This window comes from Actinocatenispora thailandica (genome assembly GCF_016865425.1).
Taxonomy (GTDB): Bacteria; Actinomycetota; Actinomycetes; order Mycobacteriales; family Micromonosporaceae; genus Actinocatenispora; species Actinocatenispora thailandica.
Genome location: NZ_AP023355.1, coordinates 6,997,296 through 7,023,313, shown reverse-complemented (window position 1 = coordinate 7,023,313; position 26,018 = coordinate 6,997,296). Strand labels below are relative to the sequence as shown.

Sequence of the window (26,018 nt, the reverse complement as noted above, 5' to 3'; positions counted from 1 at the left end):
GGGCGGCAACACCACCGTGGAACCCCGCCACTGACGGGCGACGGCGGCGCGCACCCCGGACTCGCCGGGGTGCGCGCCGCCGTTCTGTTGCCACCGCGGGGTCAGCGGCGTGCCGTCATCCGCCTGGCCCCCACCGACATCGCGGCCAGCCCGAGCAGTACGCACACCGCCCCGACGACGATGTTGTTGATCATCGTGGTGGTGGTACTCGCATCCACCCCACGGATCACCCACGGCGACACGATCACCCAGACGCCCATGATCGGTGCCGTCCAGGCGATCCCGTGCGTGCGGCCGAACGCGGCCGCGAAGCCCATCGCCGTCGCGCAGTACGCCAGGCCGACGATCAGGTTGCTCACCGCCAGCGAGGTCAGCCCGTTGAAGCCCAACACCCACGGCGAGATCGCCAGGTACAGCCCGGCCAGCACGGTCAGCCCGTCCAGCACGTGCACCACCGGCCGGGCCGCGGCGCGGTCGTACTTGTCGCGCAGCTCGACGAGGTCTGGATGCTGTTCGATCCCCGGAGCGCTTGCCATCGCGCCCTCATCTCCCCCTACCGAACGCAGGACCCGCTGCCCCGCTCGGGCGGCTCGGCGTGTGGCGAACGGATCGTCGGCGCGTCGGGTCCCACCACGGGACACGCGGCTAACGCATCAAGTTGACCACGCCGGCCGCGTTCTGCCCACTACCTGATCGGCTGCCCGCCTACCTGGTGGGCTGCCCTCGCCCATCCGGTTCCGGCCAGCAAGCGCGGCGGGGCCGCCGGCCCAACCAGGCGGCCCGGTGAGCCGAACCGTCAGCCGACCGCCATGTCGACGAACCGGGACAGGTGCAGCTGCGCCGCGACCGTGATCGTGTCGGTCGGCCCGTTCCGGTGCTTGGCAACGATGAAATCCGCCTCCCCGGCCCGGGGGTCTCCTTGTCGTAGTAGTCCTCGCGATGCAGCAGCAGGACCACGTCCGCATCCTGTTCGATGCTTCCGGATTCCCGCAAATCGGATAGCTGGGGGCGTTTGTCGGTGCGTTGTTCGGGGCCCCGGTTGAGCTGGCAGGCCGCGATCACCGGGCAGTCGACCTCCTTGGCCAGCAGCTTCAGGCCACGGGACAGCTCGGCGACCTCCTGCTGCCGGCTCTCCGCCCGCTTCGGCCCGCTCATCAGCTGCAGGTAGTCGACCACGATCAGCTTGATGTCGTGCCGCTGCTTCAACCGCCGGGCCTTGGACCGGACCTCCATCAGGTTCATGTTCGGGGTGTCGTCGCAGAACAGTGGCGCCTCGGAGATCTCGCCCATCCGGCGGGCGAGCTTGGTCCAGTCGTCGTCGGACAGCTGCCCGGACCGCAACGTGTGCAGCGGCACCCGCGCCTCCGCCGACAGCAGCCGCATCACGATCTCGACCTTGCTCATCTCCATGCTGAAGATGACGCTGGCCATGTTGTTCTTGATCGAGCACGCCCGCGCAAAATCCATCGCCACCGTCGACTTGCCCAGGCCCGGTCGCCCTGCCACGATCACGAGCTGGCCGGGGTGCAGGCCGTTGAGCAGGTTGTCCAGGTCGGTGAAGCCGGTGGGCACGCCGGTCATCACGCCACCGTTGGCGCCGATCGCCTCGATCTCGTCCAGGGTGGGCTGCAGCAGCTCGTTCAGCGCGGCGAAGTCCTCCGAGACGCGGCGCTCGGTCACGTCGTACACGGCCTGCTGGGCCATGTCGATGACGTCGTCGATGTCCCGGCCGCCGCCGGCGGCGGCGCCGTAGCCGAGCTGGGTGACCCGGGTGCCGGCCTCGATCAGCCGGCGCAGCATGGCGCGGTCGGCGACGATGCGCGCGTAGTACGCGGCGTTGGCGGCGGTGGGCACCGCCGAGACCAGGGTGTGCAGGTAGCCGGCGCCGCCGACCCGGCCGATGTCGCCGGAGTCGACCAGCGCGGACGCCACGGTGATCAGGTCGGCGGGCTCGCCCCGCCCGTACAGGTCCAGGATGGCGTCGAAGACGATGCCGTGTTTGGGCTGGTAGAAGTCGTTGGTCTTGAGGATCTCGACGACGTCGGCGATGGCGTCCTTGCTGAGCAGCATGCCGCCGAGGACGCACTGCTCGGCGGCCACGTCCTGCGGCGGGGTGCGTTCGAAGTCGGCGGCGCTGGGCTCCGACTGCTGCCGGGGCGGTCGCGGACGCGGCTCGTCGTCCGGCCCGTCACCGGGCGGTCGGACATCCTCCGAGATCGACATGGCGCCCCCCTGGCTGTACCCCCGCAGCGAACCACACGGCGCCGACATTCTTGCCGGCGACGCGCTGGTCGCCAGGCGAGGTTAGAGAGCGGTACGGGTCGGGGCCAAATCGACCGGTGGACGGAGCGGGGGACAACCTGTGGACAACCCGCCGACGCCTGTGCACAAGGCTGTGCACAGGGTGGGGATAACTACTGGGGATAACTCGCCACAGCAGTGTGAGCTGGGGAAACTCCGTGAACAAGGTGTGGAGGAGGAAAACTTCCGGTTACCTCGGCCGGGTGAGGAACTCCAGCAGCCGCTCGTACGGCCAGCAGTTGAGCACCTGGTCCGGGGTCAGCCAGCCGCGTTGCGCGGTCAGCGTGGCGTACCGGACGAAGTCCAGTTGCGGGACGGCGTGCGCGTCGGAGGAGACGGCGAACGTGACACCCCGCTCGGCGGCCCAGCGGATGTGCTCGTCGCGCAGGTCCAGCCGGTCCGGCCCGCCGTTGATCTCCAGCGCGGTACCGGTCGCGGCCGCCGCCTCGAACACCGCCGGCAGGTCCAGGTCGATCGGTTCCCGGCGGCCGATCAGCCGGCCGGTCGGGTGCCCGATGATCTGCACGTACGGGTTCTCGCAGGCCCGGACGAGCCGGCGGGTCTGCTCGGCGGCCGGCAGCGTGAAGTGGCTGTGCACGCTCGCCACGCACAGGTCGAACTCGGCGAGCACGTCCTCCGGCCAGTCGACCGAGCCGTCCGGCGCGATGTTCAGCTCGGTACCGTGCAACAGCCGCATCCCCGGGTACCTGGCGCGCCGCTCGGCCAACCGCTCGCGCTGGGCGAGCGCCTTCTCCAGCGTCATCCGCTGCATGAACAGCTCGGGCGCGTGGTCGGTGACCGCGTAGTAGTCGTACCCGCGTTCGGCGGCGGCGGCGAGCATCTCGTCGAGGGTGGCGACGCCGTCGGTGAGGTCGGTGTGGGTGTGCAGGTCACCGCGCAGCGCCTCGACGGTGACCAGCTCGGGTAGCTCGCCGGCGCGGGCGGCGGCGACCTCGCCGAGGTCCTCGCGCAGGGTGGGCGGGATCCACCGCAGGCCCAGCCGCTCGTACACCTCCTGCTCGGTGCCGGCGACGATCAGCTCGTCGGTCGCGGCGTCGAACAGCCCGTACTCGGAGAGCTTCAGGCCGGCGTGCACGGCAAGCTCGCGGACCCGCACGTTGTGTTCCCGGGAGCCGGTGAAGTACTGCAGCGCGGCACCCCACACCTCCTGCGGCACGACCCGAAGGTCGATCTGCAGCCCACCCATCGGGGTGGCGGATTCGTGGTCGGCGTCCGTACCGGCGCCGGCCGTACCGGCGGCGGGCAGCGCGGCGGCCGGGTGCAGGGCGGTCCGGATGGAGGTCTTGGTGTCGCCGCGGACCAGCACCGTGTCCGCCTCGGGCAGCGCGACGAACGCCGCCATCAGCGGTCCGGAGTCGGCCGCCGCGGCGAGGATGTCGATGTCGCCGACGGTCTCCTTGCCGCGCCGCAGCGAACCGGCGTAGGTGCAGCGGTCGGCGAGTGGTGCGAGCCGGTCGACGATCGACTCGGCGAGGTCGAGCGCGGTGGCCATCAGCACCCGGCCGGCGCCACCGCGGACCAGTTCGATGCCGGTACGGATGACCTCCTCGGTGCGCGGGCCGAACCCCTTGAGCTGTCGCAGGTCGCCGTTCTCCACGGCGGCGAGCAGCGCGTCGATGTCGGCGATGCCGAGTTCCCGGTAGACGGCGAGGGCCTTCGCCGGGCCGAGGTTGGGGATGCGCATCAACGTCAGCACGCCGGCCGGTATCTGCCCGCGCAGCTCTTCCAGCTGCGGAAACGTCCCGGTCTGGACCGCCTGGTGGACCTTGCCGGCGATCGACGCGCCGACGTTGGGGATCTTGCGGATGCCGGGTTCGTCCAGGGTGGCGAGGTCGGTGGCGTAGCCGCCGACGCCGCGGGCAGCCTTCTCGTACGACCGGATCTTGAACCGGTCGCCCCCGGTCATGGCCAGCAGTTCGGCGTACTCCGCAAGGAGGCCGGCGACCCGCTCGTTCGCCCGCACCATGCGATCAACTCTACGAGTCGAGCCCGGGTCCGACCCGCCGTGAAACGGATCTTGGCCGGCCACCGCACACCAAACGGTGACCCGCTGTGCCGGCACGGCCGCGACACGGTGCGGACACGACTCGGCCACGCCCGGATCCGGCTCCCGAGCCTCCGCGTCTGACCAACAACGACGTGAGGGAGGTTCCGATGCGAATCGTACGTAGCGTCACGGTCGTGGCGGCGCTGGCCGGGTTGGCGCTCGTCGCCGGATGCGGCGGCCCCGGGCGAAACCAGTCCTCGTCGGGTGCCGATGCCGCGCCGCGGAAGGCGGCCGGCGCGACCCCGGAGACGACGGGTACCGGCCGGCCCGGCGACGCGCCGCCGGTGGACGCGCGTTCCACACCCAGGTCGACGTTCGCGCTGGACGTGGACACGGCGTCCTACTCGCACGCGCGCCAACAGCTGAAGGCGGGCAGCCTGCCGGACCCGTCGACGGTGCGGCCGGAGGAGTTCGTCAACGCCTTCCGGCAGGACTACCCGCAGCCGGCCGGGTCGGGGTTCACCGTGACTGCGGACGGCGCGAGGTTGCCGGATTCGGACACTCGGCTCATGCGGGTGGGGTTGCAGACCCGCGGGGAGGACGCGGCGGCGCGCCGGGACGTGGCGTTGACGTTCGCCATCGACACGTCCGGCTCGATGGCCGACGCGGCGAAGCTGGACCTGGTCAAGGACGCGCTGCACACCCTGATCCGGCAGCTGCGGCCGTCCGACCGGGTGGCGATCGTCGCGTACGCCGACCGGTCGCGGGTGCTGCGCGGGCTGACCTCGGTACGGAACCGGGACGCGCTGGACGGCGCGATCGACGACCTGTCCGCGTCCAGCAGTACGAATTTGGGCGACGGCGTGGAGACGGCCTACCGGGTGGCCCGCGACGGGTACCGGAAGGGCGCGACGAACCGGGTGATCCTGCTGTCCGACGGGCTGGCGAACCAGGGCGACACCGACTCGAAGACGATCCTCGACAAGGTGTCGGAGCAGGCCGGGCGCGGGATCACGTTGCTGTGTGTCGGCGTGGGCGGCGACTACGGGGACGCGCTGATGGAGCAGCTGGCCGACCACGGGCACGGCATGGCCGTGTACGTCGGGGACCGGGCCGACGCACGCCGGACGTTCGGCACCGAGCTGACGGCGAACCTGTCGGTACGGGCGCGGGCGGCGAAGGCGCAGGTGGAGTTCGACCCGGCGCAGGTACGCAGCTACCGCCTGATCGGGTTCGACGACCGCCGGCTGGCGGCCGACGACTTCCGCAACGACTCGGTGGACGGCGGCTGGGTCGGTCCCGGCCACAGCGTGACCGCGCTGTACGAGGTGACGTTGACGGCGAAGGCGTCCGGCCGGGTGGCGACGGCGCGGGTCCGCTGGCAGGACCCGGAGTCGGACGAGGCGAGGGAGGCGGCCCGTACCGTCTCGGTGTCGGATCTGGACGGTGCGCTGGCGGACGCGGCGCCGCGGCTGCGGGCGGACCGGGCGGTGGCGGCGTTCGCCGAGTGGCTGCGCGGCGACCGGTACGCGACGGACGTGCGGCCGGCGACGCTGGCCGCGGCGGTGGACGCCGCCGCGGACGCGACCGAGGATGCCCAGCTGCGCGAGCTGGCGACGCTGATCCGGACCGCGGCGAAGCTGAAGAACTGACCCCGCTGGCCGGCGGCCGCCGGCATCGAGCGGGTCGAGCGGCCGGCACGCCCGCCGGTGCCGGCCGCCGGCCGGGTCAGTCCTGGGGGGTGAAGGCGGCGAGCGCCTCGGCGTCGGACGGGACGGTGCGGACGTTGTCCGCGACGAACTCGTCGATGTCCGGGTAGCCGGGGGCGGCGGCGCGGAGCGTGTCGGCCGCCGCGGCCAGGTCGTATCCGGTGCGCCGGAGCGTGACGTGCGGCCCGAGCAGCGCCCAGTGTGCCCCGGGCTCGCCGTACGGCATGCCGACGCTGCCGGGGTTGACGAACCGGCGACGGTCGGCCAGCCGGTCGAACGGCATGTGCGTGTGGCCCAGCACGACAGTGCGCTCGTCGCTGCCGGCAAACGCTTGCCGGTACCGCTCGATCGGCGAGTCGACGAGCACCATCTCGACGTCGCTGCGGCCGGTGGCGTGACAGAACAGGGTCGGGCCGAGCCCGTCCACGTCGAGCGTGACGGTCAGCGGCAGGTCGGCCAGCAGGTCGCGGTGCGCCCGGGTGAGCCGGCTCGCCGCGTACCGGGTGGGCAGCGTGACGAGGTCCGGCAGGTCGGCCGGCAGCCGGCCGTCGTACTCCTCGACGAGCTCGCGCTCGGCGTTGCCCCGAACCCAGATCGCCCGGTCGCCGAGGGCGAGCAGCCGGTCGAGCGTCTCGGCGGGCATCGGGCCGGTGGCGATGTCGCCGTTGAGGACGATGGCGTCGACACCGGCGGCCTCGACGTCGGCGAGGACCGCGTCGAGCGCGGGCAGGTGGCCGTGGATGTCGGCCAGGACGGCGATCTTCATATCAGAAACGCTATGGCGCGGCGAGCAGGAGCGCCAAGCAACTTCGCTGCCGGCAGACGGCGATGTTGGATGCCCCATATGTTCTCGCGTTGTTTACAGTTTTCTATGTTAAGTTAACATCGATAATCGCAGCGTAGGTCGAGCCAGAAGGCACCAACTGATGGCGGAAACTCAGCCGAGCCCGGACCAGCTCTGGGCCGGCGCCGATGTCGGCACGCAGAGCGTCCGCGTCACGATCGTCGACGAGACCGGCGCGACCCGCGGCACCGGCAGCGCACCACTGACCTCGACCCGCGCCGGCGACCGGCACGAGCAGGACCCCGAGCAGTGGTGGCAGGCGTTCCGCCGGGCGAGCCGGCAGGCGGTCGGCGCGCTGCCGGCCGGCGCCGCGACCCGGATCGGCGGCCTCGCCCTCGACGCCACCTCCGGCACCTTCCTGCTCGCCGACCCGGACGGCACCCCGCGCACCCCCGGCCTGATGTACGACGACGGCCGGGCCGGCGCCGAAGTGCCCGACGTGCTCGCCGCCGGCGCCGGCCTGTGGGACCGCCTCGGCTACGCGATGCAGCGCAGCTGGGCGCTGCCCAAGCTGGTCTGGCTGCTGCGGCGGGACGCCACGCTGCGCGCCGACGCCGCCGCCGGCCGGCTCCGGCTGGTACACCAGGCCGACCACCTCGCCGCCCGGCTCACCGGCGGGCCGGTCGCCACCGACCACAGCCACGCCCTCAAGACCGGGTACGACCTGGACGCCGAGCACTGGCCGACCGGGGTGCTGGGCCGGCTCGGCGTGCCCGCCGACCTGCTGCCCGCGGTGGTACGCCCCGGCACCCGGCTCGGCGCCGTCGACCGCGCCGCGGCGGACGCGACCGGGCTGCCGGTCGGCCTGCCGGTCCGGGCCGGGATGACCGATGGCTGCGCCGCGCAGCTCGCCGCCGGCGCGCTCACCGAGGGCTCGTGGAACGCGATCCTCGGCACCACGCTGGTGCTCAAGGGCGTCACCGCGGAGCGGCTCACCGACCCGGGCGGCGCGGTCTACTCGCACCGGCACCCGGACGGCGGCTGGCTACCCGGCGGCGCGTCGAGTTCCGGTGCCGGCGCGGTCGCGGCGGCGTACCCGGGCCTCGGCGCCGCCGAGCTGGACGCGCTGGCCCGGCGGGCCGCCCGGTACGAGCCGGCCGGCGCGCTGCGCTACCCGGTCGCCACCCCGGGAGAGCGCTTTCCGTTCGTCGATCCGGCCGCCGAGCCGTTCGTCGTCGGCCGCCTCGCCGACGACGCGGACGGGTACGCCGCCCTGCTGCAGGGCGTCGGCTACGTCGAGCGGCTCTGCTACGCCTACCTGCGCAGCCTCGGTGCCCGCACCGACGGGCCGGTCACCCTGACCGGCGGCGGCGCGCGCAGCCGGTACTGGTGCCAGCTGCGGGCGGACATCCTCGGCCGGCCGCTGCGCGTCCCGCGGGACGCGGAACCCGCCGTCGGGATGGCCGTCCTGGCCGCCGCCGGTACCGGCTCGGTCGCCGCGACCGCGGCCCGGATGGCCCGGCCGTACGTCGAGGTCGAGCCGCGGCCGGGCGGCCCGGAACGGTTCACCGAGCCGTACCGCGCGTTCGTCGCCGAGCTGCACCGGCGCGGCTCGATCGGCGCCGAGCTGCTCGCCGCCGCGACCACCGAGACACCGGTACCCGCCCCAGGGCCGGCAGGAACGAGCGTGCGCAGCGCGCGGCCTGGTGCCGCGCGGGCGTTGCGACGGGGGAGGGACGCCGGTGAGTGAACGCACCACGGTGGTGTTGGCGCGGCACGGGCGGACCCCGTGGCACTCGCCCAACCGGTACTGCGGGAGCAGCGACGTCGGCATCGACGAGGTCGGCGTCGGGCAGGCCGCGCGGCTCGGCGAGTGGGCCCGCACCGCCGGCCTGACCTCGCTCTACTGCACCGACCTGCGCCGCACCCGGCTCACCGCGGCGCCGGTCACCGCGGCGACCGGGCTGACCCCGACGGTCGAGCCGCGGCTGCGCGAGCTGCACTTCGGTGTCGCCGAGGGGCACACCCTCGCCGAGCTGCGGGACAGCCACCCGGACGCGGTCCGGGGGTTCGAGCGGGACCCGGTCGGTCACCACTTCCCGGGCGGCGAGCACCCGGCCGACGCGGTACGCCGGGCGCGCGCCGCACTGGCCGACGTGGTCACCGCCGACCCGGGTGGCCGGATCCTGGTCGTGGCGCACTCGACGCTGATCCGGCTGCTGGTCACCGACCTGATGGGCGGCTCGCTGTCGCGCTACCGCGCGCTGCTGCCCGACCTGGTACCCACCTCGCTGACGACGTTTCTGGTACGGCCGGGAAATATGGCTCTGGCGGCGTTCAACGTGCCGCCGACACCCGAACCGCCCACCACCCGGTAGCGAGAGGCATACATGGACAGCTCATCGACCGAGCGGAACCGGCCCGCGCAGCGGCAGGCGGAGATCGCCGAGCACGTGCTCCAGCACGGCTCCGTCGCCGCCGCCGACCTGGCCGAGATGTTCCACGTCAGCCTGATGACCATCCACCGCGACCTGGACGAGCTGGAACGCCAGGGCGTGGTGCGCAAGTACCGCGGCGGGGTCAGCTCCCAACCGTCCAGCGTGTTCGAGTCCAACGTCGCCTACCGGATGCGTTCCGCCACCGCGGAGAAGCAGGCCATCGCCCGGCGGGCACGGGAGCTGATCGAGCCCGGCATGGCGATCATGCTGGACGACTCCACCACCACGCTGGAACTGGCGAAGCTGCTCACCGACATCACGCCGCTGACCGTGGTGACCAACTTCCTGGAAACCATCAAGCTGCTGTCCGCGGTGCCGGGGATACGGCTGATGGCGCTCGGCGGCGAGTACTACCCGACGCACGACTCGTTCCTCGGGGTGCCGTGCATCGAGGCCATCGAGGCGATCCGGGTCGACCTGCTGTTCACCTCCACCTCCGCCGTCTCCGGGGAGTTCGCGTACCACCAGGAGCAGGAGATCGTGCTGGTCAAGCGGGCCATGATGCGCTCCGCGCAGCGCAGCATCCTGATGGTCGACCACACCAAGCTGCGCCGGGTCGCGCTGCACCGGCACGCGCACGTCACCGATTTCGACCGCATCATCACCGATGCCCAGGCCACCGAGAGCGAACTCGCCGACCTCACCGAGCATGGCGCCCGCTACGAGCTGGCCGACTGACCGCTGCGCCCGGCGCAGCCGAGAGGAGCACCCGTGGCCCGGACCCAGGTCCTCGTCGCCGGCGACCACTTCGTCACCGGCGCGCTGATCCGCGAGGCGTTGGACGCGGAACTGGGCGCCGACACGCTGTCGGCGACGACGCTGACGCTGCCCTGGCCGTACACCCCGTACGGTCCGGTCGCCGAGGTCGACGAGGCGTCCGGGGACGAGGACGCGCTGATCGCCGCGCTCGCCGGCGCCCGGGTCGCGGTGACCCAGATGGCGCCGTTCACCGAGCGGGTACTGGCCGCGTCGGACGCGCTGAAGCTCATCGTGTGTTGCCGCGGCGGACCGGTGAACATCAACGTGCCGGCGGCCACCGCACGCGGCGTCGCGGTGTGCACCACCCCGGGCCGCAACGCGGTCGCCGCCGCCGAACACACCGTCGCGCTGCTGCTCGCCGCGCTGCGCGGCATCCCGCAGCGGCACCGGTCGGTACAGGCGGGGGAGTGGCGCAGCGACCTGTACGCGCTGACCGAGTGCGGCAGCGAGCTTGCCGGCGCCACCGTCGGCCTGGTCGGGTACGGCGCGATCGGTCGCCGGGTCGCCCGCATCCTCGCCGCGTTCGACGCCGAGGTCCTGGTGCACGACCCGTACCTGCCGGCCGACGCGGGGGTGACCTCCACCCCGCTGCCCGAACTGCTCGCCCGATCCACCGTGGTCAGCCTGCACGCCCGGCTCAGCGACGAGACCCGCGGCATGATCGGTGCCGCCGAGCTCGCCGCGATGCCGCGCGGCGCGACGCTGGTCAACACCGCCCGCGGTGGGCTCGTCGACTACCCGGCCGTGGTCGACGCGCTGAACTCCGGGCAGCTCGGCGCCGCCGCCTTCGACGTGTACGAGACCGAGCCGGTCGACCCGGCCGCGCCGCTGCTGACCGCGCCGCACACGGCGCTCACCCCGCACCTGGCGGGCGCCACCGTACAGACGGCGCAGCGCGCCGCGCGGCTCGCGGCGACCGCGGTCGGCGCGTACCTGCGGGGTGAGACGCCGCCGGCGCTGGCCAACCCGGACGCTCTGGCGGTGCGCTGACGCCGATCGGCGGCACGGTCGGGGAGGTTTGTCGGCACCCTTTGCTCTGCGCACCCATATGCAACATCGGGTGGCGTGGGTCAGCCGGACGAAGGCGCGGTCGGGCTGGCGGTACCGGAACTCGCCGGCGGGGTCGGGTTGGGCGCGAGCACGGTGTAGAGCTGCTGCGGCGCGTCCCGGACCTGGGCGGCCGGTGGCGCGCTCGCCCGTACCGGCGTGCCGAAGTCGCGGTAGTGGGTGGTCACCGTGGTCTGCGCCGAGCTGGCCGAGTGCAGCACGCTGATCGCCAGCTCGGTCAGCCGGCCGGACCGGTCCACCGCCGCCTCGAAGGTGACCCGGCGCGGCGCCGGCCCGAGCAACGTCACCAGCTGCTGCGCGGTACGGTCGCCGGCCGCGCGGGCGCGCAGCTCGGCCAGGTCGATCCGACCCTGGTACCGGCCGGGGGAGGTCCGCACGGCGGACTCGATCGTCGTCAGGTATCCGGTGCTCAACGTCGGGTCGATCGCCTGCGCCAGCACGTTGCCGGGGGCGAGCCGGGTGGTGCGGATCCGCAGCCACACGGCCGGGTCCTTGTCGACCCCCTTGACGTACAGGTCGGTACCGACCAGCACGGCGTCCATCGCGCCGATCCCGAACGAACCGTCCAGCCGGCCCAGGTGCCGCTTCGGCTGGTACGAACCGGTCACCCGGGCGATGCCGGAGCCGCCGTCGAAGGCGAAGCTGGTCGCCTCCAGCTTGCGCACCGCCTGGGTGAGCTCGGCGGTGGCGCGTCGGGTCTGCGCCGGGCCGGCGCTCGGCGTGGCGGAGGTGGCGCCGACGGAGCCGGACGGCTGCGCCGACGGTGCCCCCGAGCCGCGGCAGCCGGCGAGCAGCAGGCCGGCGGTGCACACGGCAATCGCCGCGATCATCCGGCGCATCGGGGGTCTCCTCCTCCGGACCGAGTGCTGAGTCCGGTCTGATATCCGGACCAACTGGCCATCCAGCCAGCATAGGTCTCGACCGGGTCGTACCGACAGCCTCGACCTGCCGACTCGGTGACACCACCAGCGGCGCACCCGCCGGGCGGCGGCCGGCGGGCGGCTGCGGCGGCCGGCGGGCGGCTGCGCGTGCACCGGGAGGCGCACCCTCGTCGGCGGCACGGGAGCCGCGGAAGACGCCGGTGCCCGGGCGGTCCTGGACCGCCCGGGCACCGGATCGAACTGGCGAACCTACTTCGACGCGACCACGTCGAGGGTGACGGTCGCGACGACCTCCGGGTGCAGCCGCACCGGGATCTGGTAGCTGCCGACCGTCTTGATCGGCGAACCGACCTGGAGCCGGCGCCGGTCCAGCTCCGGGCCGCCGGCCGCCTGCACCGCGGACACGATCTCGGCCGGGGTGACCGAACCGAACAGCCGGCCACCGTCGCCCGCGCGCTCGGTCAGCGTGACCTTCAGCGAGTCGAGCTGGGTCTTGACCTCCTGCGCCTGGTCCACGTTGCGGATCTCACGCGCCGAGCGGGCCCGCTTGATCTGCGACACCTGCTTCTCCGCGCCCCGGCTCCAGCTGATCGCGAAGCCCTGCGGCAGCAGGTAGTTGCGGCCGTAGCCGTTCTTCACCTCGACGATGTCGCCGGGCTCACCGAGGTTGGAAACCTCCTGAGTGAGGATGATCTTCATCTCGTCCCCCTCAGCGGTTCTGCGCGGTGTACGGCAGGAGGGCCATCTCGCGGGCGTTCTTGATGGCCCGCGCGATCTGCCGCTGCTGCTGCGAGTTGACACCGGTGACCCGGCGGGCCCGGATCTTGCCGCGGTCGGAGATGAACTTCCGAAGCAGCGCGGTGTCCTTGTAGTCGACGTAGATGATCTTCTCTTTGTCGAGAGGATTCACCTTTTTCTTGGGCTTCCGCAAAGACGGAGGCTTTGCCATCTCAGTGTTGCCTTTCACGTACGGGTGCCGGTGCCGCGCGGGGCGGCACGCCGGCTAGAACGGGGGCTCGTCGTCGAAACCGCTGTTACCGCCGCCGGAGCGGCTCGCGGCCGGAGTGGCCGACGCCCACGGGTCGTCGCCGCCGGAGTTCCCACCACTGGGCCCACCGGACGAACCGAACCCGCCACCGCCGCCACCGCTGCGCGACATCTTCTGCACCTTGGCCGTCGCGTACCGCAGGGAGGGGCCGATCTCGTCGACCTCCATCTCGATGACGGTGCGCTTCTCGCCCTCGCGGGTCTCGTACGACCGCTGCTTGAGGCGGCCCTGCACGATCACCCGGCTGCCGCGCTGCAGCGACTCGGCGACGTTCTCCGCCGCCTGCCGCCACACCGAGCAGCTCAGGAACAGCGCCTCGCCGTCCTTCCACTCGCCGGACTGGCGGTCGAAGGTGCGGGGCGTCGACGCGATGCGGAAGCTCGCCACCGCCGCGCCGGAATTGGTGAACCGCAGCTCAGGGTCGTTGACCAGGTTGCCAACGACCGTGATGACGGTCTCTCCTGCCATGACTCACTCCTCACACTCGGACCCCGAGGATCGCACCGTGGTACGACACAACGAGTGACCGAGCCGGTCGGATATCAGTGAATTTCGGGCCGGAGGACCTTGGTCCGCAGCACCGACTCGTTGAGTCGCAGCTGACGGTCCAGCTCGGCCACTGCGGCAGGTTCGGCCGACAGGTCGATGACGGCGTAGATGCCCTCGGTCTTCTTGTTGATCTCGTACGCGAGGCGACGCCGGCCCCACACGTCGGTCTTCTCGACCGATCCGCCCGAATTGCGGATCACGTTCAGGTACTGGTCGAGCGACGGTGCGACGGTGCGCTCCTCGAGATCGGAATCGAGGATCACCATGACTTCGTAGTGACGCAAGACGTTCTCACCCCCTGTGGACTAGGCGGCCACGGACTTTCCGTGGCAGGAGGTCTGTGCGTCGTTCGGCACCGAAACGCCGCGGGGACGACCCCGCGGCGCGGTCCGAACCATAGAACGGTACCAGCCGGTGCTCGCCCGACCGCAGTCCGGTATGCCGGCCGCCCCGACCCGACCCGGCCAGGCCAGGAACGACCACGAAAAACGCGGAGAAGGGCTGCGGGCCGCCCGGCCCGGCCTTGTCGGGTGCGACCAGCGCGGCGAGGAACGACCACGAAGGCGGAGCGAAGGGCCGCGGGGCGCCCGGTCCGAGCCTTACAGGGTGGGACCTGGGGAGGAACGACCACACCGATGAGGTGGGAGCCGGCCGCCCCGCGGAGACTATGTGCGCCGTGTCCTGTCGACCACGGCGTTGTCAACTGTGTGCCACGCCGCCCCGACGTCGCTGGGACAGCACCGTGCGTACCGCGGCGGCGCCGACACCGACCAGGCAGATCGCCGCGATCAGGGCGAGCACGCTGGTCGCGCTGTTCGGGCCGACGCTGGCGACCGGCTGCGCGGCCACCGAGGCCGGCGCCTTGGCGATCGAGGTACCGGAGACCTCGCCGCCGCCGCCGCTGGTGCCCGAGCCGGCGCCCGGCTCGGCCGCCGAGGATGGCACCGCGCCGCGCGCGACCGGGTCGTGCACCTTCGGCGTGGCGCCGCCGTTCGGCTGGTGACCGGGCACCTGCTGCGCCGAACTCGCGCCCCCGGTCGGGTGCTTCGCGGCACCGCTGGCGTCGCCGGACGGCCGGTGCGTGCTGCCGGACGTGGACGAGCCGCCACCCGAGGTCGTCTTCCCGCCGGTGGTGCTGCTCTCCGCCGGTGTGACGGTGATCGTCGCCGCCTTGTAGTTCCCGTCGCCGCCGCTGGCCAGGCACTCCGGCTTCATCGTCGGGTGCACGGTGCCCTGGTCCATCGCCACCGTCTTGCTGTCGCCCGCGGCGATGTCCTTGTAGGTCTGCGACCCGACGGTGAGGGTCGCCTTGACCTTCATCTTGTTGACGAACACGACCGAGCTGCCGGCGGGCACCGAGACGGGTTGGTCGGTGTCCGGCTGCGACTTGCCGAACAGCCCGATGCCGAGACCGCAGTCGCCGGTGTAGTTGATCGTCGCCGACGGCGACGGGTTCGCCGCGACCGGCGCCGTCGCGAACATCAGGGCGGCACCGCCCCCGACCAGGCCCGCGACCACCATCGAGGTCGCGGCCACGGTGCGAGCGCGGGGGCGAAGATGTCTTGGCTGATAACGCATTCCCGGTCTCCCCAGGTCATTGCGGCAACCCGCGTGCGGCGGATCTACCGTGTCAACGAGATGCATCACCGTCAGTGACGCGAGTTGCCGCGTTTTCCTGTCGACGTCGTACGGCCGGTGCCCGGTGGTGCCCTGGGCCCGCGGCAGGCAGCGGCCGAGATGATGAAAGCCCTATCTTGCTACCGATCGGTAGACCGCACAACCCGAACGTTTTCCGGATTTCGACCAGCGCCGGCCGTACCGGTCGCCCTGCGCAACCGCGCCCCGACCGTACGAACACGCGGCGCCGCGGCGGGCCCGGCGGCTGCCAGGCCGCAACCCGTAAGCTCGGCGGCATGCGTATCGGGGCACATGTGGACAGCGACGACCCACTCACCGGCGCACGCGAACGCGGCGCCGACGCGGTGCAGTTCTTTCTCGCCGATCCGCAGGGATGGAAGGCACCGACCGAGCACCCGCACGCCGCCGAGCTGCGGGCGGCGGCCGAATCCGGCGAGTTCGAGCTGTACGTGCACGCACCGTACGTGCTGAACCTCGCCTCCACGAACAACCGGATCCGGATCCCGAGCCGGAAGCTGGTCGCCCAGCACGCCGAGGCGGCCGCCGCCATCGGCGCCAAGGGCCTGATCGTGCACGGCGGGCACGTCACCACCTCGGACGACATCCAGGTCGGATTCGACAACTGGCGCAAGGCGTTCGAGGGCGCCGCGAAGACCGGCGGCTACCCGCTGCCGATCCTGATCGAGAACACCGCCGGCGGCGACCACGCCTGCGCCCGCCGGTTCGACAACCTGGCCCGGCTGTGGGACGCGATCGGCGAGTTCGGGCCCGGCCTGTGCCTGGACACCTGCCACGCGTTCTGCGGCGGCGAACAGCTGGCCGGGGTGGTCGACCGGCTGCGGGCCATCACCGGCCGGGTCGATCTGGTGCACGCCAACGGCTCCCGGGACGGCTTCGACTCCGGCCGGGACCGGCACGCGAACCTCGCCGACAGCCCCGACCTCGCCGCCGAGGCGGTCGCCGAGGTGATCCGGTCTGCCGACTGCACCGCCGTGGTGGAGACGCCGAACGCCGACGGCGGCCAGGCCACCGACATCGCGTACCTCAGAGAGCGGCTGGCCCGTTGAGCGGCGCGGCGGATCCTGCGGACGCCTGCCTGCGGAGCGTTCCGACGAGGGAGAGAAGCGCATGAGCGGGGAGGAGACACCGGAGGGCGGCCGGGTGGCGCGCTGGCGAGCAGCGGCGCGGCCGGCGAGCCGACGGTGGCCAACCTGACCCTGCGGCAAGCCGCGCCCGAGCAGCGCGACGACACCGACGAGCCGTCGACCGGCACCGGCACCGGCACCGGCACGTCTCCGGCGGCGACCGACCGCACCGCGGGTGACACCGACACCGGCCCGGCCGGGCGCAGCCCAACCGACCAGGGCACCGCTCGGGCCAAGGGCACCGCCCAAGGCAAGGACACCCCGCAGAGCAACGACACCCCGCAGAGCAACGACACCGCCCAAGGCGAGGGCACCGCCCAAGGCTTGAACACCGGCAAGGGCAAGGACACCAGCAAGGGCGCCGGCAAGGCCGAGGACGGTGGCAACGGCGAGGCCGGTGACACCGGCGACGAGGCGGGCTGGTCGCGGTTCGCGCCGGTCGAGCCGAACCCGCCCGGACTGCCGCGCCGGATCGGTGGCGCCCTCGCCCGGTTCGCCACCCACGAGTGGACGGTGGCCAGCGTCGCCGGGCTGCTGCTCGCGGTGCTGATGACCTGGCCGACCGTGCTGCACCCGGCCAGCACCATCCCGCAGGACATCTACGATCCGCTGTTGCAGACCTGGCAGGTCGCCTGGGACGGCCACGCGCTGCTGACCGATCCGCTGCACCTGTGGGACAGCAACACGTTCTTCCCCGACCACGACACGCTCGCGTTCTCCGACAGCCTGCTCGGGTACGCGCCGCTCGGCATGATCGGCACCGGCCCGGTCGCCGCGCTGGTCCGGTACAACATCCTCTACGTGCTGGCCTACGCGCTCGCCTTCGTCGGGATGTACGCGCTGTGCCGGCAGCTCGGCACCCGCAAGCCCGGCGCGGCGATGGCCGCGGCGGCGTTCGCCTACGCGCCGTGGCGCCTGGCGCACGGCGGTCACCTGAACATCCTGTCCACCGGCGGCATCGCGCTCGCGCTGGCGATGCTGGCCCGGGGACACGGCTTCAGCTTCCGCCGGGCCGGCGGGCCCGGCCGGATCCGCTGGGGCTGGGCCCTCGGCGGCTGGCTGGTCGCCGCCTGGCAGGTCACCCTCGGCTGGGGGCTGGGGCTGCCGTTCTGTTACCTGCTCGGCGTGCTGGTCGTGGTGGGCTGCGCGGTCTGGCTGGTCCGCCGGATCCGCCGACGGGTGCGGAAGGACGGCGGGCCGGCCGGCCGGTTCCACCTGTCCCTGCTGCTCGGCAACCTGGGCGGGCTCGCCGTCTTCGGTGCGACCTGCCTCTACCTGGGCCTGCCGTACCTGCGTGCGGTGCACGACCATCCGGAGGCGCGCCGCACGGTCGCCGAGCTGAAGCTGTTCTCGCCGCCGTGGCAGGGGTTCTTCATCGCGCCGGAACAGTCCTGGTTGTGGGGTGACACGCACGCGCAGGCCCGCCAGGCACTGCCGTTCCAGCCGGAGATGACGCTGCTGGTCGGGATGGTGCTGGTGGCGTTCGCGGTGCTCGGGCTGTTCCTGTCCAGCTGGCGGATCCGGACCCGGCTGCTGCTGCTGGCCGGTGTCGCGGTCAGCGCGGTGCTGGCGATGGGTACCGCCTTCCCGGGCGGCGGCCGGTACACCTACCTGGTGCTCTACGACCACCTGCCGGCGTGGGACGCGATCCGGACCCCGGGCCGGCTGGTGCTGTGGACGACGCTGCTGCTCGCGCTGCTCGCCGCCGGTGCGGTGAACGCGCTCAGCCAGCGGGCGGACGAGTTCGCCGTCTCCCGGGGCCGCAACCCGCGCCGGATCGGCCCCGCGCTGCGGCTGCTCGTCGCGGTGCCGCTGGTGCTGGTGCTGGTCGAGGGATGGGCCCGGACGCCGCACCCGCAGGTACCGACCGAGCCCAAGGAGCTGCACGCGATCGCCGGCCCGGTGCTGATCCTGCCGACCGACACCCTCACCGACCAGCGGTACATGTACTGGTCGACCGACGGGTTCCCGCAGCTGGTCAACGGCGGCAGCGGGGTGCAGCCGGCCAAGCAGGACGAGATCCGGCGGGTGGCGGCCGACTTCCCCAGCCAGCGCAGCGTCGACTACCTGCGCAATCTGGGGGTGCGCACGGTCGTGGTGTTCCGCGACGGGTTGGCGGGCACGCCGTACCAGAACGTGATCTCGAAGTCGACCATCGGGCTCGGCGTCAAGCTCTCCGACACCGGCCCGGCGGTCGTCTACACCCTCGACCCGAAGTAGCCCCGCTCCCGGACCGTTCGGTCCGGGAGCGGGAGATCGCCCGGGATCGGACAGCCCCGGGGCGGGCCGGTCAGCTCGCGGCGAGCGCGGCGGCACCGGCCAGGTAGGGCGCCGCCTCGCCGGCGGGTACCGCCCAGGTCAGGTTCTGCACCGCCCGAATCAGCGCCCAGCCGCGCACCCTGGCCCGGTCGACGGCGAGGCCGGCGGCGACGCGATCGACGAGTCGGGCCGCGCGGGCCGGGACCGGCTCGTACCGGAGCAGGTCCCAGACCAGGTGACCGGCGTCGAACGCGGCATCGCCGACGACCGGCTTCGGGTCGATCAGCAGCCAGGCCGTACCGCCCCGGCCGGACAGCACGTTGCCGGTGTGCGCGTCCCGGTTGACCAGTACCTCGGCGCCGTCCGGTTCGGCGAACCCGACACACAGCTCGCTCGCCTCGTCGAACAGCGGTTTCGGCAGCGGCCCGCCGGCGCCCCGCGGTGCGGTGGGCCGTGCACCACCGGCGCTCGGCGCCGCCCCGGCCGGGCTCGGCGGCGGCGCGTCGGTGAACCGGCGGTACGCCTCGGGCAGCTCCCGCGCCCACCGCAGTGCCAGGTCCCGGACCAGCGGGAACGGCTCGGCCACGGTGGCCGCTGCGGGGCCGTCCGACTGCGGCGCCGGATGGCTCAGGTCGCCGGCCGGTACCCGGCGGAGTCGCCGCAGCAGGCCCGCCGCGACGTCGACGACCTCGTCCAGCGACAGCGCACCCCGCTCGTACTCGGTGAGCAGCGGGGTGCCCGGGTCGGCGCGCTCCAGCAGCAGCGCACCGGAGTCGAGGTCGACGTCGTACAGCCGCACCGCGCCGTCGCCGGCGTAGCAGCGCAGCGCCGCGCATTCGGCGAAGTTCTCCTCGTCCAGCACCGGTACCTTCAGCACCAGCTCGCGCCCGTCGCCGCGCACCGGCACCACGTACGAGTGGGTGCCGCCGGGCAGCACCGGGCCGGTGATCCGCACCCCGAAGCGCCGGCAGGTCGTGTCGACCAGTGCCGGCAGGTCGTCGAGCCAGCGCCGCCCGCGCGGGCCGAACTCGGTTCCGATGAAGTCGGCCATCCCGGCCGGCAGCTCGTGTTCCAGCACGTGTTTCCCTTTCGCCGTGAGCCCTCGGTGTCACTGGGTGCCGAGGGGTGACGGCGGCGCCCGCGCGCCCGCCCGCCGGGCCGCGGCGCGCGGCCGGCGGGCGTCGAGCAGACCGACGCGCGGTGCTCGGGCGTCGAGCAGACCGACGCGCAGTGCTCGGGCGTCGAACAGACCGACGCGCAGTGCTCGGGCGTCGAACAGACCGACGCGCAGTGCTCGGGCGTCGAGCAGACCGACACGCGGTGCTCGGGCGGGCTGGTGCCGGCGGTACTGCCGCGCCGGCTCGGCCGGGCGTCAAGAAGGGGCGGGGGCCGGCGCGGTCGGCCGCACGGCGCCGGGCAGCCACGGTACGTCCGGGGCGTGGTCGAACTCGCCGCCGTCCGGGTCGTCGCTGCCGTCGGCCCGGATCACGTCGCGGGCCGGCACCAGGATGTCGCGCACCACGTACCCGACCAGCACGACGAGCGTGACCAGCCGGCACAGCGAGAAGAACACGAACACCCACTCCGGTACCACGGTGGTGCCGGAGGCGGCCATCAGCTCGGCGTAGAACGCGAGGAAGTAGCCGATCTCGGCGAGCTGCCAGGCGAGGAAGGCACCCCAGCGCGGTCTGGCCAGCACCGCCAGCGGGATCAGCCACAGCACGTACTGCTGGGACCAGACCTTGCCGGTGATCAGGAAGCAGGCCACGACCAGGAACGCCAGCTGCGCCAGCCGGGGCCGGCGCGGAGCGAGCAGGGCGAGCGCGCCGATGGCGAGGCAGCAGAGCGCGAACAGCACCCCGTACAGCAGGTTGAGGGTGGTGATGTGGGTGCTCAGGTAGCCGAAGCCGGGCAGGCCGGCGTTGTTCCCGCCGGTCGGGAAGTGCGCCCCGACATACCAGACGGTGCCCCAGTCGACGCCCCGGCTGGAGTTGAGCCGGAAGAACTGGAGCCACGAGTCGGTGTAGAGCATCGCGACCGGCGCGTTGATCACGACCCAGGTGGCGGCGGCGGTCAGCACCGTGGTGCCGGCCTGCCGCAGCTTCCCGCTGCGCAGCGCCAGCACCAGCAGCGGGCCGAGGATGAGCAGCGGGTAGAACTTCGCTGCCACGCCGAGCCCGAACAGCAGCCCGGCGAGCGCCGGTCGTCGTCTGGACCAGGCCAGCAGCGCGCCGACGGTGGGCGCGATGGCGAGCAGGTCCCAGTTGACGGTGGCGGTGACGAGCATCGCCGGGGCGACCGCGAGCAGCAGCGCGTCGAACGGTCGTCGGCGTCTCAACGCCAGCACCATCGCGACCGTACCGACGCCGAGCAGCGACAGGATGATCGCGTTCAGGTCGTAGAACCACTTGCCCTGGTTGATCTCGACGTGCTGGGCGAGGGCGTGCACCGGCAGCCCGAGCGCGCCCATGAAGACGCCGGTCAGCACCGGGTACTCGACCGCGTGGTCGACGTAGGGCACCTTGCCGTCGCCGAGCCCTTCCGCGTAGTAGAGCGCGAGGACATCGGTGTAGCAGTGGTCCTTGTACTGCTTCAGATTGCCCCACGCGCCGTCCCGGCACGGCGACTTCTGCACCCAGTGCAGCGCGAACAGCAGGCACGCCAGCGCCAGCACGATCCGTACCGGCGTGAGGTAACGACGGACCGGCGGCCGCACGGCATGGTCGCCGAGCGGTCCGCCGATCGCCTCGGACAACCCGCCGGCGAACCAGTCCTCCCGGGCCGGTTCGTCGGGCAGCCGCAGGCGCGGCCCGCCGATCCTCGACGGGACGTTTCGGGTCTCGCCAGTCATGCCGCCCATCCTGCCCGACGTCGTCGGCGGGTGTGCACCCCGCTACCCGGCGGGGGCGACGTTGTTCCCGGCCGGGTTGTTCCCGTTGCCCGGTCCGCCGGTCTGGCAGGTCGGATCCCACTTGTTGCAGGTCGGTGAGGACGCGCCACCGGTCGGTGTGCCGGTACCCGGCGGCCAGCCTGGCGGCGTGGCGGTACCCGTCGGGTGCCCGGTCGGATGCGGATTGTGGTTCTTGGGCGTCGGCGACGGTGACGGCGACGAGGACGCCACCTGACCGGCGGTCTCGCTGCCGCCGAACACCGGTGTCGGGAAGTTCTCCGCCGGCATGTTCAGGTCCGGCAACACCTTGGTCATGAACGCCTTCCAGATGAACGACGGGTACTCCGAGCCGTACATCGGGGCGCCCCACATGTTGTAGATCGGGCCGTCACCCTTCTTTCGCCCGATCCAGACCACGGTGGCGAGCTGCGGCACGTACCCGCACATCCAGGCGTGCGAGTTGGCGTTGACGTTGTCCTTGTTCGGCCACTCCCAGGTGCCGGTCTTGTTGGCCTGCTGCCGGGGCGGGTCGATCTTCTGCTTCTCGTTGGTGGCGACCTTCTGCAGCACCCAGTCGAGGTCGGCAGCGGCCGAGGCGCTGATCACCCGGCGGTGCTTGACCTTGGGCAGGTCCACCGTGGCGCCGTGCGAGTCGGTCAGCTTCGTGACGAAGTGCTCGGTGGTGTAGACGCCCTTGTTCGCCAGGGTGGCGTAGCCGTTCGCGTGGTCCAGCGCGGTCACCGGGTACTGGCCGAAGCCGATCTCGTTGCCCAGGCCGCCCTGCGCGACGACGTCCTGCGCGCTGGTGGTGTTGAGGTCGAACGTCTTCGCCGGCTTACCGTTGGAGCCGTCCGAGGTGATGGAGTTGATGCCGGCGTCGTGCGCCAGCTGGAGCACCTTGTCCTTGCCTTCCTTCTGGGTCAAGGCATAGAACACCGTGTTCAGCGACATCGCCGTCGCCTTCCACAGGGTGCACAGCTCGTGGCCCTGGGCGTCCATCCCGCCGTCGTTGCAGTGCTCGCCGTCGGAGTTGTGCACCTTGCCGTCGCCACCGCGGTCGTCGAACTTCTCCGACTCGTCACCGTTCCACAGCGACTTGACCGAGATGCCGTTGTTGATCGCCAGGGCCAGCGCGTACACCTTGAACGAGGAGCCGGGCTGGTGTGGGTTGGCCGCCATGTCGAACCCGGTGCCGTCGTCGCCGCCGTAATAGGCGATCACCTTGCCGGTGCCGGGCTGGACCGAGACCAGCGAGGTGGCGAGGCGGTGGTGGTTCTTCTTCTGGGCGTCCTTGTCTTCCTGGTCGCCGTTCATCACCTCGTGGGCGGAGGAGATCGCGTCGTCCTCGGCCTTCTTGTTGATCGTGGTGACGATCTTGTACCCGCCGGTCTCCAGCTTCTGCTTCGTCTCCTCCCGCGCCTTGTGGTAGGTGGAGGCGTCGGAGAGTGTGCGGTTGCGGGCGAGTTCGTTGATCACCTGGGTGACCACGAAGCCGGTCGGCTTGTCCAGCCCGAAGCTCGCCCCGGTGTTGGCCTTCGGCTTGTCCGGCATCGGATAGTTCGCCAGCGAGACGGTCTTGTGGTACTTGCCCAGCTTGGTCATCTGCCGGAGCGTGTACTCCCAGCGAGCCTGGGCGAGCTTCTTGTCGACCGCCGGGTCGTCCTGCGACGGGTCCTTGATCACCGAGGCCAGCACGGCCGCCTCCTCGGTGGTCAACTTGCTGATGTCCTTGTGGTAGTAGACCTGCGCCGCCGCCTGGATCCCGTACGCACCGCGGCCGAAGTAGACCGCATTGAGGTAGAAGCCGAGGATCTGCTTCTTGGAGTACTTCTGGTCGAGCTTTATCGCCACGACCGCTTCTTTGAGCTTCTGGGTGTACGTGCGGTCCGCTGCGGTGTTCGCGTCCTCGGACAGCTTCGCGTACTGCTGGGTGATCGTCGACGCGCCCTGGGTGTCGCCGCCGGTCACGTTGTTCCACAACGCCCGGACGGTGCCCTTGAAGTCGACGCCGGAGTTGGTGAAGAACGTCTTGTCCTCCGCCGCCACCACCGCGTACTGCACCCGCTCCGGCACCTTGTCGATGTCGACGACGTGCCGGTTGGAGTCGCTCGCGCCGAGCCGCGCCATCGGCGTCTTGCCGTCGTCGTAGTAGAACGTCGACGCCTGCGGGGTGGGAAGCTGGCCGGGCAGCGTGACGTTGGTGAAGTAGAACGCGCCGCCGATGGTGCCGATGCCGGTGAGCAGCAGCAGCACCGCGACACCGGCGATGATGCGGCGTCGGCGGCGCCGCTTCTTCGCCGCCCGCGGCGTCTCGCGCGAACGGCGGCGCTCCTCGGCGCGGCTCAGCGGGCTGCCGTCGTCACCGAAGAAGTCCGACGGCCCGTCCGGTCCGGCGGGCCGGACCGAGGCACGGCCCATGCCGGCACCACCGACGGAGGCGGACCCGACCGAGGCGGACCCGACCGAGGCACTACCGACCGATGCCGACCCGACCGAGGCGCTACCGACCGAGGCCGACCCGACCGAGGCGGACCCGACCGAGGCGCTGCCCACGGAGGCCGAGCCGGTGGCGCCGCTGCCGAAGGCGCTGCGCCGGGTGGCGCCGCCGACGGAGGCGGAGCCGGTCGGCGGCTCGGACGAGTGCCGGCCGCCGCCGACCGAATGCCGGCCGCTCGGCGGTTCGTCGCTCGCGCCGTGCCGGGGCGGGCGGCCGTACCCGGTGCCGGGCTCGCGCGGGGCGGAACCGCTCCCGGTGGCCGGGCGCGCCGAACCGCCGTAGGTGCCGGTGGCGGGTCGGTCGGCCGACCCGCCACCCAGACCTCGCCGGTACGGCTGGTCGGGCCCGGCTGCACCGTGCCGTGCCGTGCCGTAGTCGCTGGCCGCGCCAGGGCTACCGGGGACGCCGTGTCGCCCGGACTGGCCCGGATCGCGGACACCACCGGGACCGTCGGGATCCGGCCCGGGGACCCGGGCCGAGCCACGCGGGCGGTTCGGGGGGCTCGTCATTCGTCACACCATGCCGTCGGGGACGGCGGCTGCCCAGCCGCCGTCCGGTTCGTGTGAGCTACACCGCACCACCGCACACAGGCTCCACGCTCCGCCGCATCGGGCGGTGGCGGTGAGCGTGTTCACTCGGCCGCCTCGTGGCGTGTGCCGGGGTCACCGACCCCGCGACCGAGCAGGAACTGCTCGGCCAGGTGGTTCCAGCCGCAGCCGCGGCAGACCTCCACCACATACACGTTGAACTCGCGGTAGGTCTGGGCCAGTGTCGTCAGCTCGGCCTTGCGCCGAGCCTGGCCAGCGGACTGCTTCAGCTCGTCGCCGTAGATGTAGTGCACGTGCCAGAGCGGTTCACGCCGACAGACCGGGCACTGCGCCTCGGTGCGCTCGCCGTGGAACCGTGCCGCGTTGAGCAGGTACGGAGAGGCGTCGCAGGCTTCGTAGGTCCCGATCCGCCCGGAGAACAGCGCGCGCAGCGTCGCTCGCTTCTGGAGCGAGTAGTCGACGACCTGCCGCTGCGTGCGCATGGCACGAGGGTACGCGCCAACGCTGTCGACGCACACCCGTGCAAGGTTAAAACGGGCACTACTCAGAGTAGTTTCCGCTGAGCGGTGCGGAGGCCCAACGTCGCGGGTTCCCCGCACGTCGGGTGGCTGTTATGGTGTCGATGTATCGAGCCGATACATCGGCGCGGCCCCACGGGGTCGCTGGCAGTGACGACCCGCGGGTGGGAGGTGGCGACCGGTGCTGGATCTCGCGGTGCTCGGCCTGCTGCACGAGTCGCCCATGCACGGGTACGAGCTGCGCAAGCGACTGACCACGATGCTCGGACCGTTCCGGGCCGCGATCAGTTACGGCACGCTCTACCCCACGCTGCGCCGGATGCAGCAGGCCGGCTGGATCACCGAGGACTCGGATCCGGTCCGGCCCGCGGCACCGTCCAGCGACGCCGAACCGCGCACCCTGCGGCGCAAGACCGGCTTCGGCAAGCGCAGCCGGATCAGCTACAAGCTGACCGCGGAGGGCAAGGAACGGTTCGGCGACCTGCTCGCCCAGGTCGGCCCGGAGGCGTACGACGACGCCGCGTTCGGCGTGCACTTCGCGTTCTTCGGCCGTACCGACGCGGCGACCCGGCTGCGGATCCTGGAAGGCCGCCGCCGCCGGGTCGAGGAGCGCCGGGAAGGCCTCCGGGACGCGCTCAACCGCGCCGCGGAACGACTCGACGCGTACAGCCTGGAGCTGCAGCGGCACGGCCTGGAAGCGGCCGACCGCGAGGTCCGCTGGCTGGAGGAGCTGATCGTGCACGAACGCACCGGTCAGCCGCCGACCGTCACCACCCCGCACCCGAGTCCGGGCGCGGCCGACCCGAACACCACTGGGCCCGACCGGCCCGCCGGCGAACGCCGGCCCGGTTAGGCCCGTCGCAAAGCACCACACGGGCGTGGCGCACACCGCGATCGCGCGCCCGCTGTGGCCGTCTA

Annotated in this window: 22 protein-coding genes and 1 pseudogene; 9 read left to right on the top strand and 14 right to left on the bottom strand. The window is 72.2% G+C overall.

Features of this window, described 5'->3' with window-relative positions:
• Positions 1-101: 101 nt before the first annotated feature.
• The 3 genes and pseudogenes from Athai_RS31765 to Athai_RS31755 form a co-directional block, all read right to left on the bottom strand.
• The gene (locus tag Athai_RS31765) at positions 102-536 is read right to left on the bottom strand and encodes an SPW repeat protein (RefSeq protein WP_203964889.1); all 435 of its coding nucleotides are present in this window, start codon (positions 534-536) and stop codon (positions 102-104) included.
• Between the two features lie 415 nt (positions 537-951).
• Positions 952-2,223, bottom strand: a pseudogene (gene dnaB, locus Athai_RS31760) (replicative DNA helicase); the annotation flags it as partial.
• Positions 2,224-2,491: 268 nt separating this feature from the next.
• Positions 2,492-4,288 carry a PHP domain-containing protein gene (locus Athai_RS31755; RefSeq protein WP_203964888.1) on the bottom strand — a complete coding sequence of 599 codons (1,797 nt, stop codon included), beginning with the start codon at positions 4,286-4,288 and terminating at the stop codon, positions 2,492-2,494.
• Between the two features lie 188 nt (positions 4,289-4,476).
• Between Athai_RS31755 and Athai_RS31750 the strand changes: the two genes are divergently transcribed.
• Positions 4,477-5,961 carry a vWA domain-containing protein gene (locus Athai_RS31750; protein WP_203964887.1) on the top strand — a complete coding sequence of 495 codons (1,485 nt, stop codon included), beginning with the start codon at positions 4,477-4,479 and terminating at the stop codon, positions 5,959-5,961.
• 76 nt (positions 5,962-6,037) lie between these two features.
• On the opposite strand, the gene Athai_RS31745 is transcribed toward Athai_RS31750, so the two are convergent.
• A complete protein-coding gene (locus Athai_RS31745; RefSeq protein WP_203964886.1) occupies positions 6,038-6,784 on the bottom strand; it encodes a metallophosphoesterase family protein in 747 nt (248 codons plus the stop codon).
• A gap of 160 nt (positions 6,785-6,944) precedes the next feature.
• Between Athai_RS31745 and Athai_RS31740 the strand changes: the two genes are divergently transcribed.
• From Athai_RS31740 to Athai_RS31725, 4 genes are read left to right on the top strand one after another with little or no spacing between them, the layout of a single operon-like run.
• Positions 6,945-8,552, top strand: coding sequence for an FGGY-family carbohydrate kinase (locus Athai_RS31740; RefSeq protein WP_203964885.1), 1,608 nt, complete (start codon positions 6,945-6,947; stop codon positions 8,550-8,552).
• A complete protein-coding gene (locus Athai_RS31735; protein ID WP_203964884.1) occupies positions 8,545-9,180 on the top strand; it encodes a histidine phosphatase family protein in 636 nt (211 codons plus the stop codon). The genes Athai_RS31740 and Athai_RS31735 overlap by 8 nt, the downstream gene beginning before the upstream one ends.
• A 12-nt stretch (positions 9,181-9,192) precedes the next feature.
• A complete protein-coding gene (locus Athai_RS31730; RefSeq protein ID WP_203964883.1) occupies positions 9,193-9,978 on the top strand; it encodes a DeoR/GlpR family DNA-binding transcription regulator in 786 nt (261 codons plus the stop codon).
• Between the two features lie 33 nt (positions 9,979-10,011).
• Positions 10,012-11,049: a 2-hydroxyacid dehydrogenase gene (locus Athai_RS31725; protein WP_203964882.1), complete on the top strand. Its 1,038-nt coding sequence runs from the start codon at positions 10,012-10,014 to the stop codon at positions 11,047-11,049.
• A gap of 80 nt (positions 11,050-11,129) precedes the next feature.
• Here Athai_RS31725 and Athai_RS31720 read toward each other — a convergent pair whose 3' ends face one another.
• From Athai_RS31720 to Athai_RS31695, 6 genes are all read right to left on the bottom strand, one after another.
• Positions 11,130-11,966: a hypothetical protein gene (locus tag Athai_RS31720; RefSeq protein WP_203964881.1), complete on the bottom strand. Its 837-nt coding sequence runs from the start codon at positions 11,964-11,966 to the stop codon at positions 11,130-11,132.
• Between the two features lie 291 nt (positions 11,967-12,257).
• Positions 12,258-12,707 carry a 50S ribosomal protein L9 gene (gene rplI / locus Athai_RS31715; RefSeq protein WP_203964880.1) on the bottom strand — a complete coding sequence of 150 codons (450 nt, stop codon included), beginning with the start codon at positions 12,705-12,707 and terminating at the stop codon, positions 12,258-12,260.
• Positions 12,708-12,717: 10 nt separating this feature from the next.
• Positions 12,718-12,957 carry a 30S ribosomal protein S18 gene (gene rpsR, locus Athai_RS31710; protein WP_030445252.1) on the bottom strand — a complete coding sequence of 80 codons (240 nt, stop codon included), beginning with the start codon at positions 12,955-12,957 and terminating at the stop codon, positions 12,718-12,720.
• Between the two features lie 54 nt (positions 12,958-13,011).
• Complete coding sequence (locus Athai_RS31705) at positions 13,012-13,524, bottom strand: single-stranded DNA-binding protein (RefSeq protein ID WP_203964879.1); 513 nt, start codon at positions 13,522-13,524, stop codon at positions 13,012-13,014.
• A 74-nt stretch (positions 13,525-13,598) separates the two neighbouring features.
• Positions 13,599-13,889, bottom strand: coding sequence for a 30S ribosomal protein S6 (rpsF, locus tag Athai_RS31700; RefSeq protein WP_035295885.1), 291 nt, complete (start codon positions 13,887-13,889; stop codon positions 13,599-13,601).
• Between the two features lie 415 nt (positions 13,890-14,304).
• Positions 14,305-15,126, bottom strand: coding sequence for a hypothetical protein (locus Athai_RS31695; protein WP_203964878.1), 822 nt, complete (start codon positions 15,124-15,126; stop codon positions 14,305-14,307).
• Positions 15,127-15,518: 392 nt separating this feature from the next.
• Here Athai_RS31695 and Athai_RS31690 point away from each other — a divergent pair, with 392 nt between their 5' ends.
• Both Athai_RS31690 and Athai_RS31685 read left to right on the top strand, forming a co-directional pair.
• Positions 15,519-16,310, top strand: coding sequence for a deoxyribonuclease IV (locus tag Athai_RS31690; protein ID WP_203964877.1), 792 nt, complete (start codon positions 15,519-15,521; stop codon positions 16,308-16,310).
• Positions 16,311-16,445: 135 nt separating this feature from the next.
• On the top strand, positions 16,446-18,608 hold the full coding sequence (locus Athai_RS31685; RefSeq protein WP_203964876.1) for a hypothetical protein: 2,163 nt from the start codon (positions 16,446-16,448) through the stop codon (positions 18,606-18,608).
• 70 nt (positions 18,609-18,678) lie between these two features.
• Here Athai_RS31685 and Athai_RS31680 read toward each other — a convergent pair whose 3' ends face one another.
• The 3 genes from Athai_RS31680 to Athai_RS31670 form a co-directional block, all read right to left on the bottom strand.
• Entirely contained in the window at positions 18,679-19,725 is a 1,047-nt protein-coding gene (locus Athai_RS31680; protein ID WP_203964875.1) for an aminoglycoside phosphotransferase family protein, read from the bottom strand.
• A 294-nt stretch (positions 19,726-20,019) separates the two neighbouring features.
• Positions 20,020-21,498 carry a glycosyltransferase family 87 protein gene (locus Athai_RS31675; protein ID WP_203964874.1) on the bottom strand — a complete coding sequence of 493 codons (1,479 nt, stop codon included), beginning with the start codon at positions 21,496-21,498 and terminating at the stop codon, positions 20,020-20,022.
• A 42-nt stretch (positions 21,499-21,540) separates the two neighbouring features.
• The gene (locus Athai_RS31670; RefSeq protein ID WP_203964873.1) at positions 21,541-23,955 is read right to left on the bottom strand and encodes a transglycosylase domain-containing protein; all 2,415 of its coding nucleotides are present in this window, start codon (positions 23,953-23,955) and stop codon (positions 21,541-21,543) included.
• Between Athai_RS31670 and Athai_RS31665 the strand changes: the two genes are divergently transcribed.
• Complete coding sequence (locus Athai_RS31665; protein ID WP_203966808.1) at positions 23,954-24,316, top strand: hypothetical protein; 363 nt, start codon at positions 23,954-23,956, stop codon at positions 24,314-24,316. The two genes, Athai_RS31670 and Athai_RS31665, sit on opposite strands and share 2 nt — an antisense overlap.
• A 349-nt stretch (positions 24,317-24,665) precedes the next feature.
• Here the strand turns inward: Athai_RS31665 and Athai_RS31660 are convergent, their stop codons facing one another.
• The gene (locus Athai_RS31660) at positions 24,666-25,064 is read right to left on the bottom strand and encodes a DUF5318 family protein (RefSeq protein WP_203964872.1); all 399 of its coding nucleotides are present in this window, start codon (positions 25,062-25,064) and stop codon (positions 24,666-24,668) included.
• A gap of 217 nt (positions 25,065-25,281) precedes the next feature.
• On the opposite strand from Athai_RS31660, the gene Athai_RS31655 reads away from it, so the two are divergent.
• On the top strand, positions 25,282-25,953 hold the full coding sequence (locus tag Athai_RS31655) for a PadR family transcriptional regulator (RefSeq protein WP_203964871.1): 672 nt from the start codon (positions 25,282-25,284) through the stop codon (positions 25,951-25,953).
• Positions 25,954-26,018 lie beyond the last annotated feature (65 nt).

Excerpts from the sequence above, each read along its gene's own strand:
- Athai_RS31740 (WP_203964885.1), top strand. The coding sequence starts at position 6,945 with ATGGCGGAAACTCAGCCGAGCCCGGACCAGCTCTGGGCCGGCGCCGAT.
- Athai_RS31675 (WP_203964874.1), bottom strand. The coding sequence starts at position 21,498 with ATGACTGGCGAGACCCGAAACGTCCCGTCGAGGATCGGCGGGCCGCGC.
- Athai_RS31695 (WP_203964878.1), bottom strand. The coding sequence starts at position 15,126 with ATGGTGGTCGCGGGCCTGGTCGGGGGCGGTGCCGCCCTGATGTTCGCG.
- Athai_RS31750 (WP_203964887.1), top strand. The coding sequence starts at position 4,477 with ATGCGAATCGTACGTAGCGTCACGGTCGTGGCGGCGCTGGCCGGGTTG.
- Athai_RS31705 (WP_203964879.1), bottom strand. The coding sequence starts at position 13,524 with ATGGCAGGAGAGACCGTCATCACGGTCGTTGGCAACCTGGTCAACGAC.
- Athai_RS31720 (WP_203964881.1), bottom strand. The coding sequence starts at position 11,966 with ATGCGCCGGATGATCGCGGCGATTGCCGTGTGCACCGCCGGCCTGCTG.
- rpsR (WP_030445252.1), bottom strand. The coding sequence starts at position 12,957 with ATGGCAAAGCCTCCGTCTTTGCGGAAGCCCAAGAAAAAGGTGAATCCT.
- Athai_RS31755 (WP_203964888.1), bottom strand. The coding sequence starts at position 4,288 with ATGGTGCGGGCGAACGAGCGGGTCGCCGGCCTCCTTGCGGAGTACGCC.
- Athai_RS31765 (WP_203964889.1), bottom strand. The coding sequence starts at position 536 with ATGGCAAGCGCTCCGGGGATCGAACAGCATCCAGACCTCGTCGAGCTG.
- Athai_RS31665 (WP_203966808.1), top strand. The coding sequence starts at position 23,954 with ATGCCGGCACCACCGACGGAGGCGGACCCGACCGAGGCGGACCCGACC.
- Athai_RS31690 (WP_203964877.1), top strand. The coding sequence starts at position 15,519 with ATGCGTATCGGGGCACATGTGGACAGCGACGACCCACTCACCGGCGCA.
- Athai_RS31670 (WP_203964873.1), bottom strand. The coding sequence starts at position 23,955 with ATGGGCCGTGCCTCGGTCCGGCCCGCCGGACCGGACGGGCCGTCGGAC.
- Athai_RS31745 (WP_203964886.1), bottom strand. The coding sequence starts at position 6,784 with ATGAAGATCGCCGTCCTGGCCGACATCCACGGCCACCTGCCCGCGCTC.
- rplI (WP_203964880.1), bottom strand. The coding sequence starts at position 12,707 with ATGAAGATCATCCTCACTCAGGAGGTTTCCAACCTCGGTGAGCCCGGC.
- Athai_RS31730 (WP_203964883.1), top strand. The coding sequence starts at position 9,193 with ATGGACAGCTCATCGACCGAGCGGAACCGGCCCGCGCAGCGGCAGGCG.
- Athai_RS31660 (WP_203964872.1), bottom strand. The coding sequence starts at position 25,064 with ATGCGCACGCAGCGGCAGGTCGTCGACTACTCGCTCCAGAAGCGAGCG.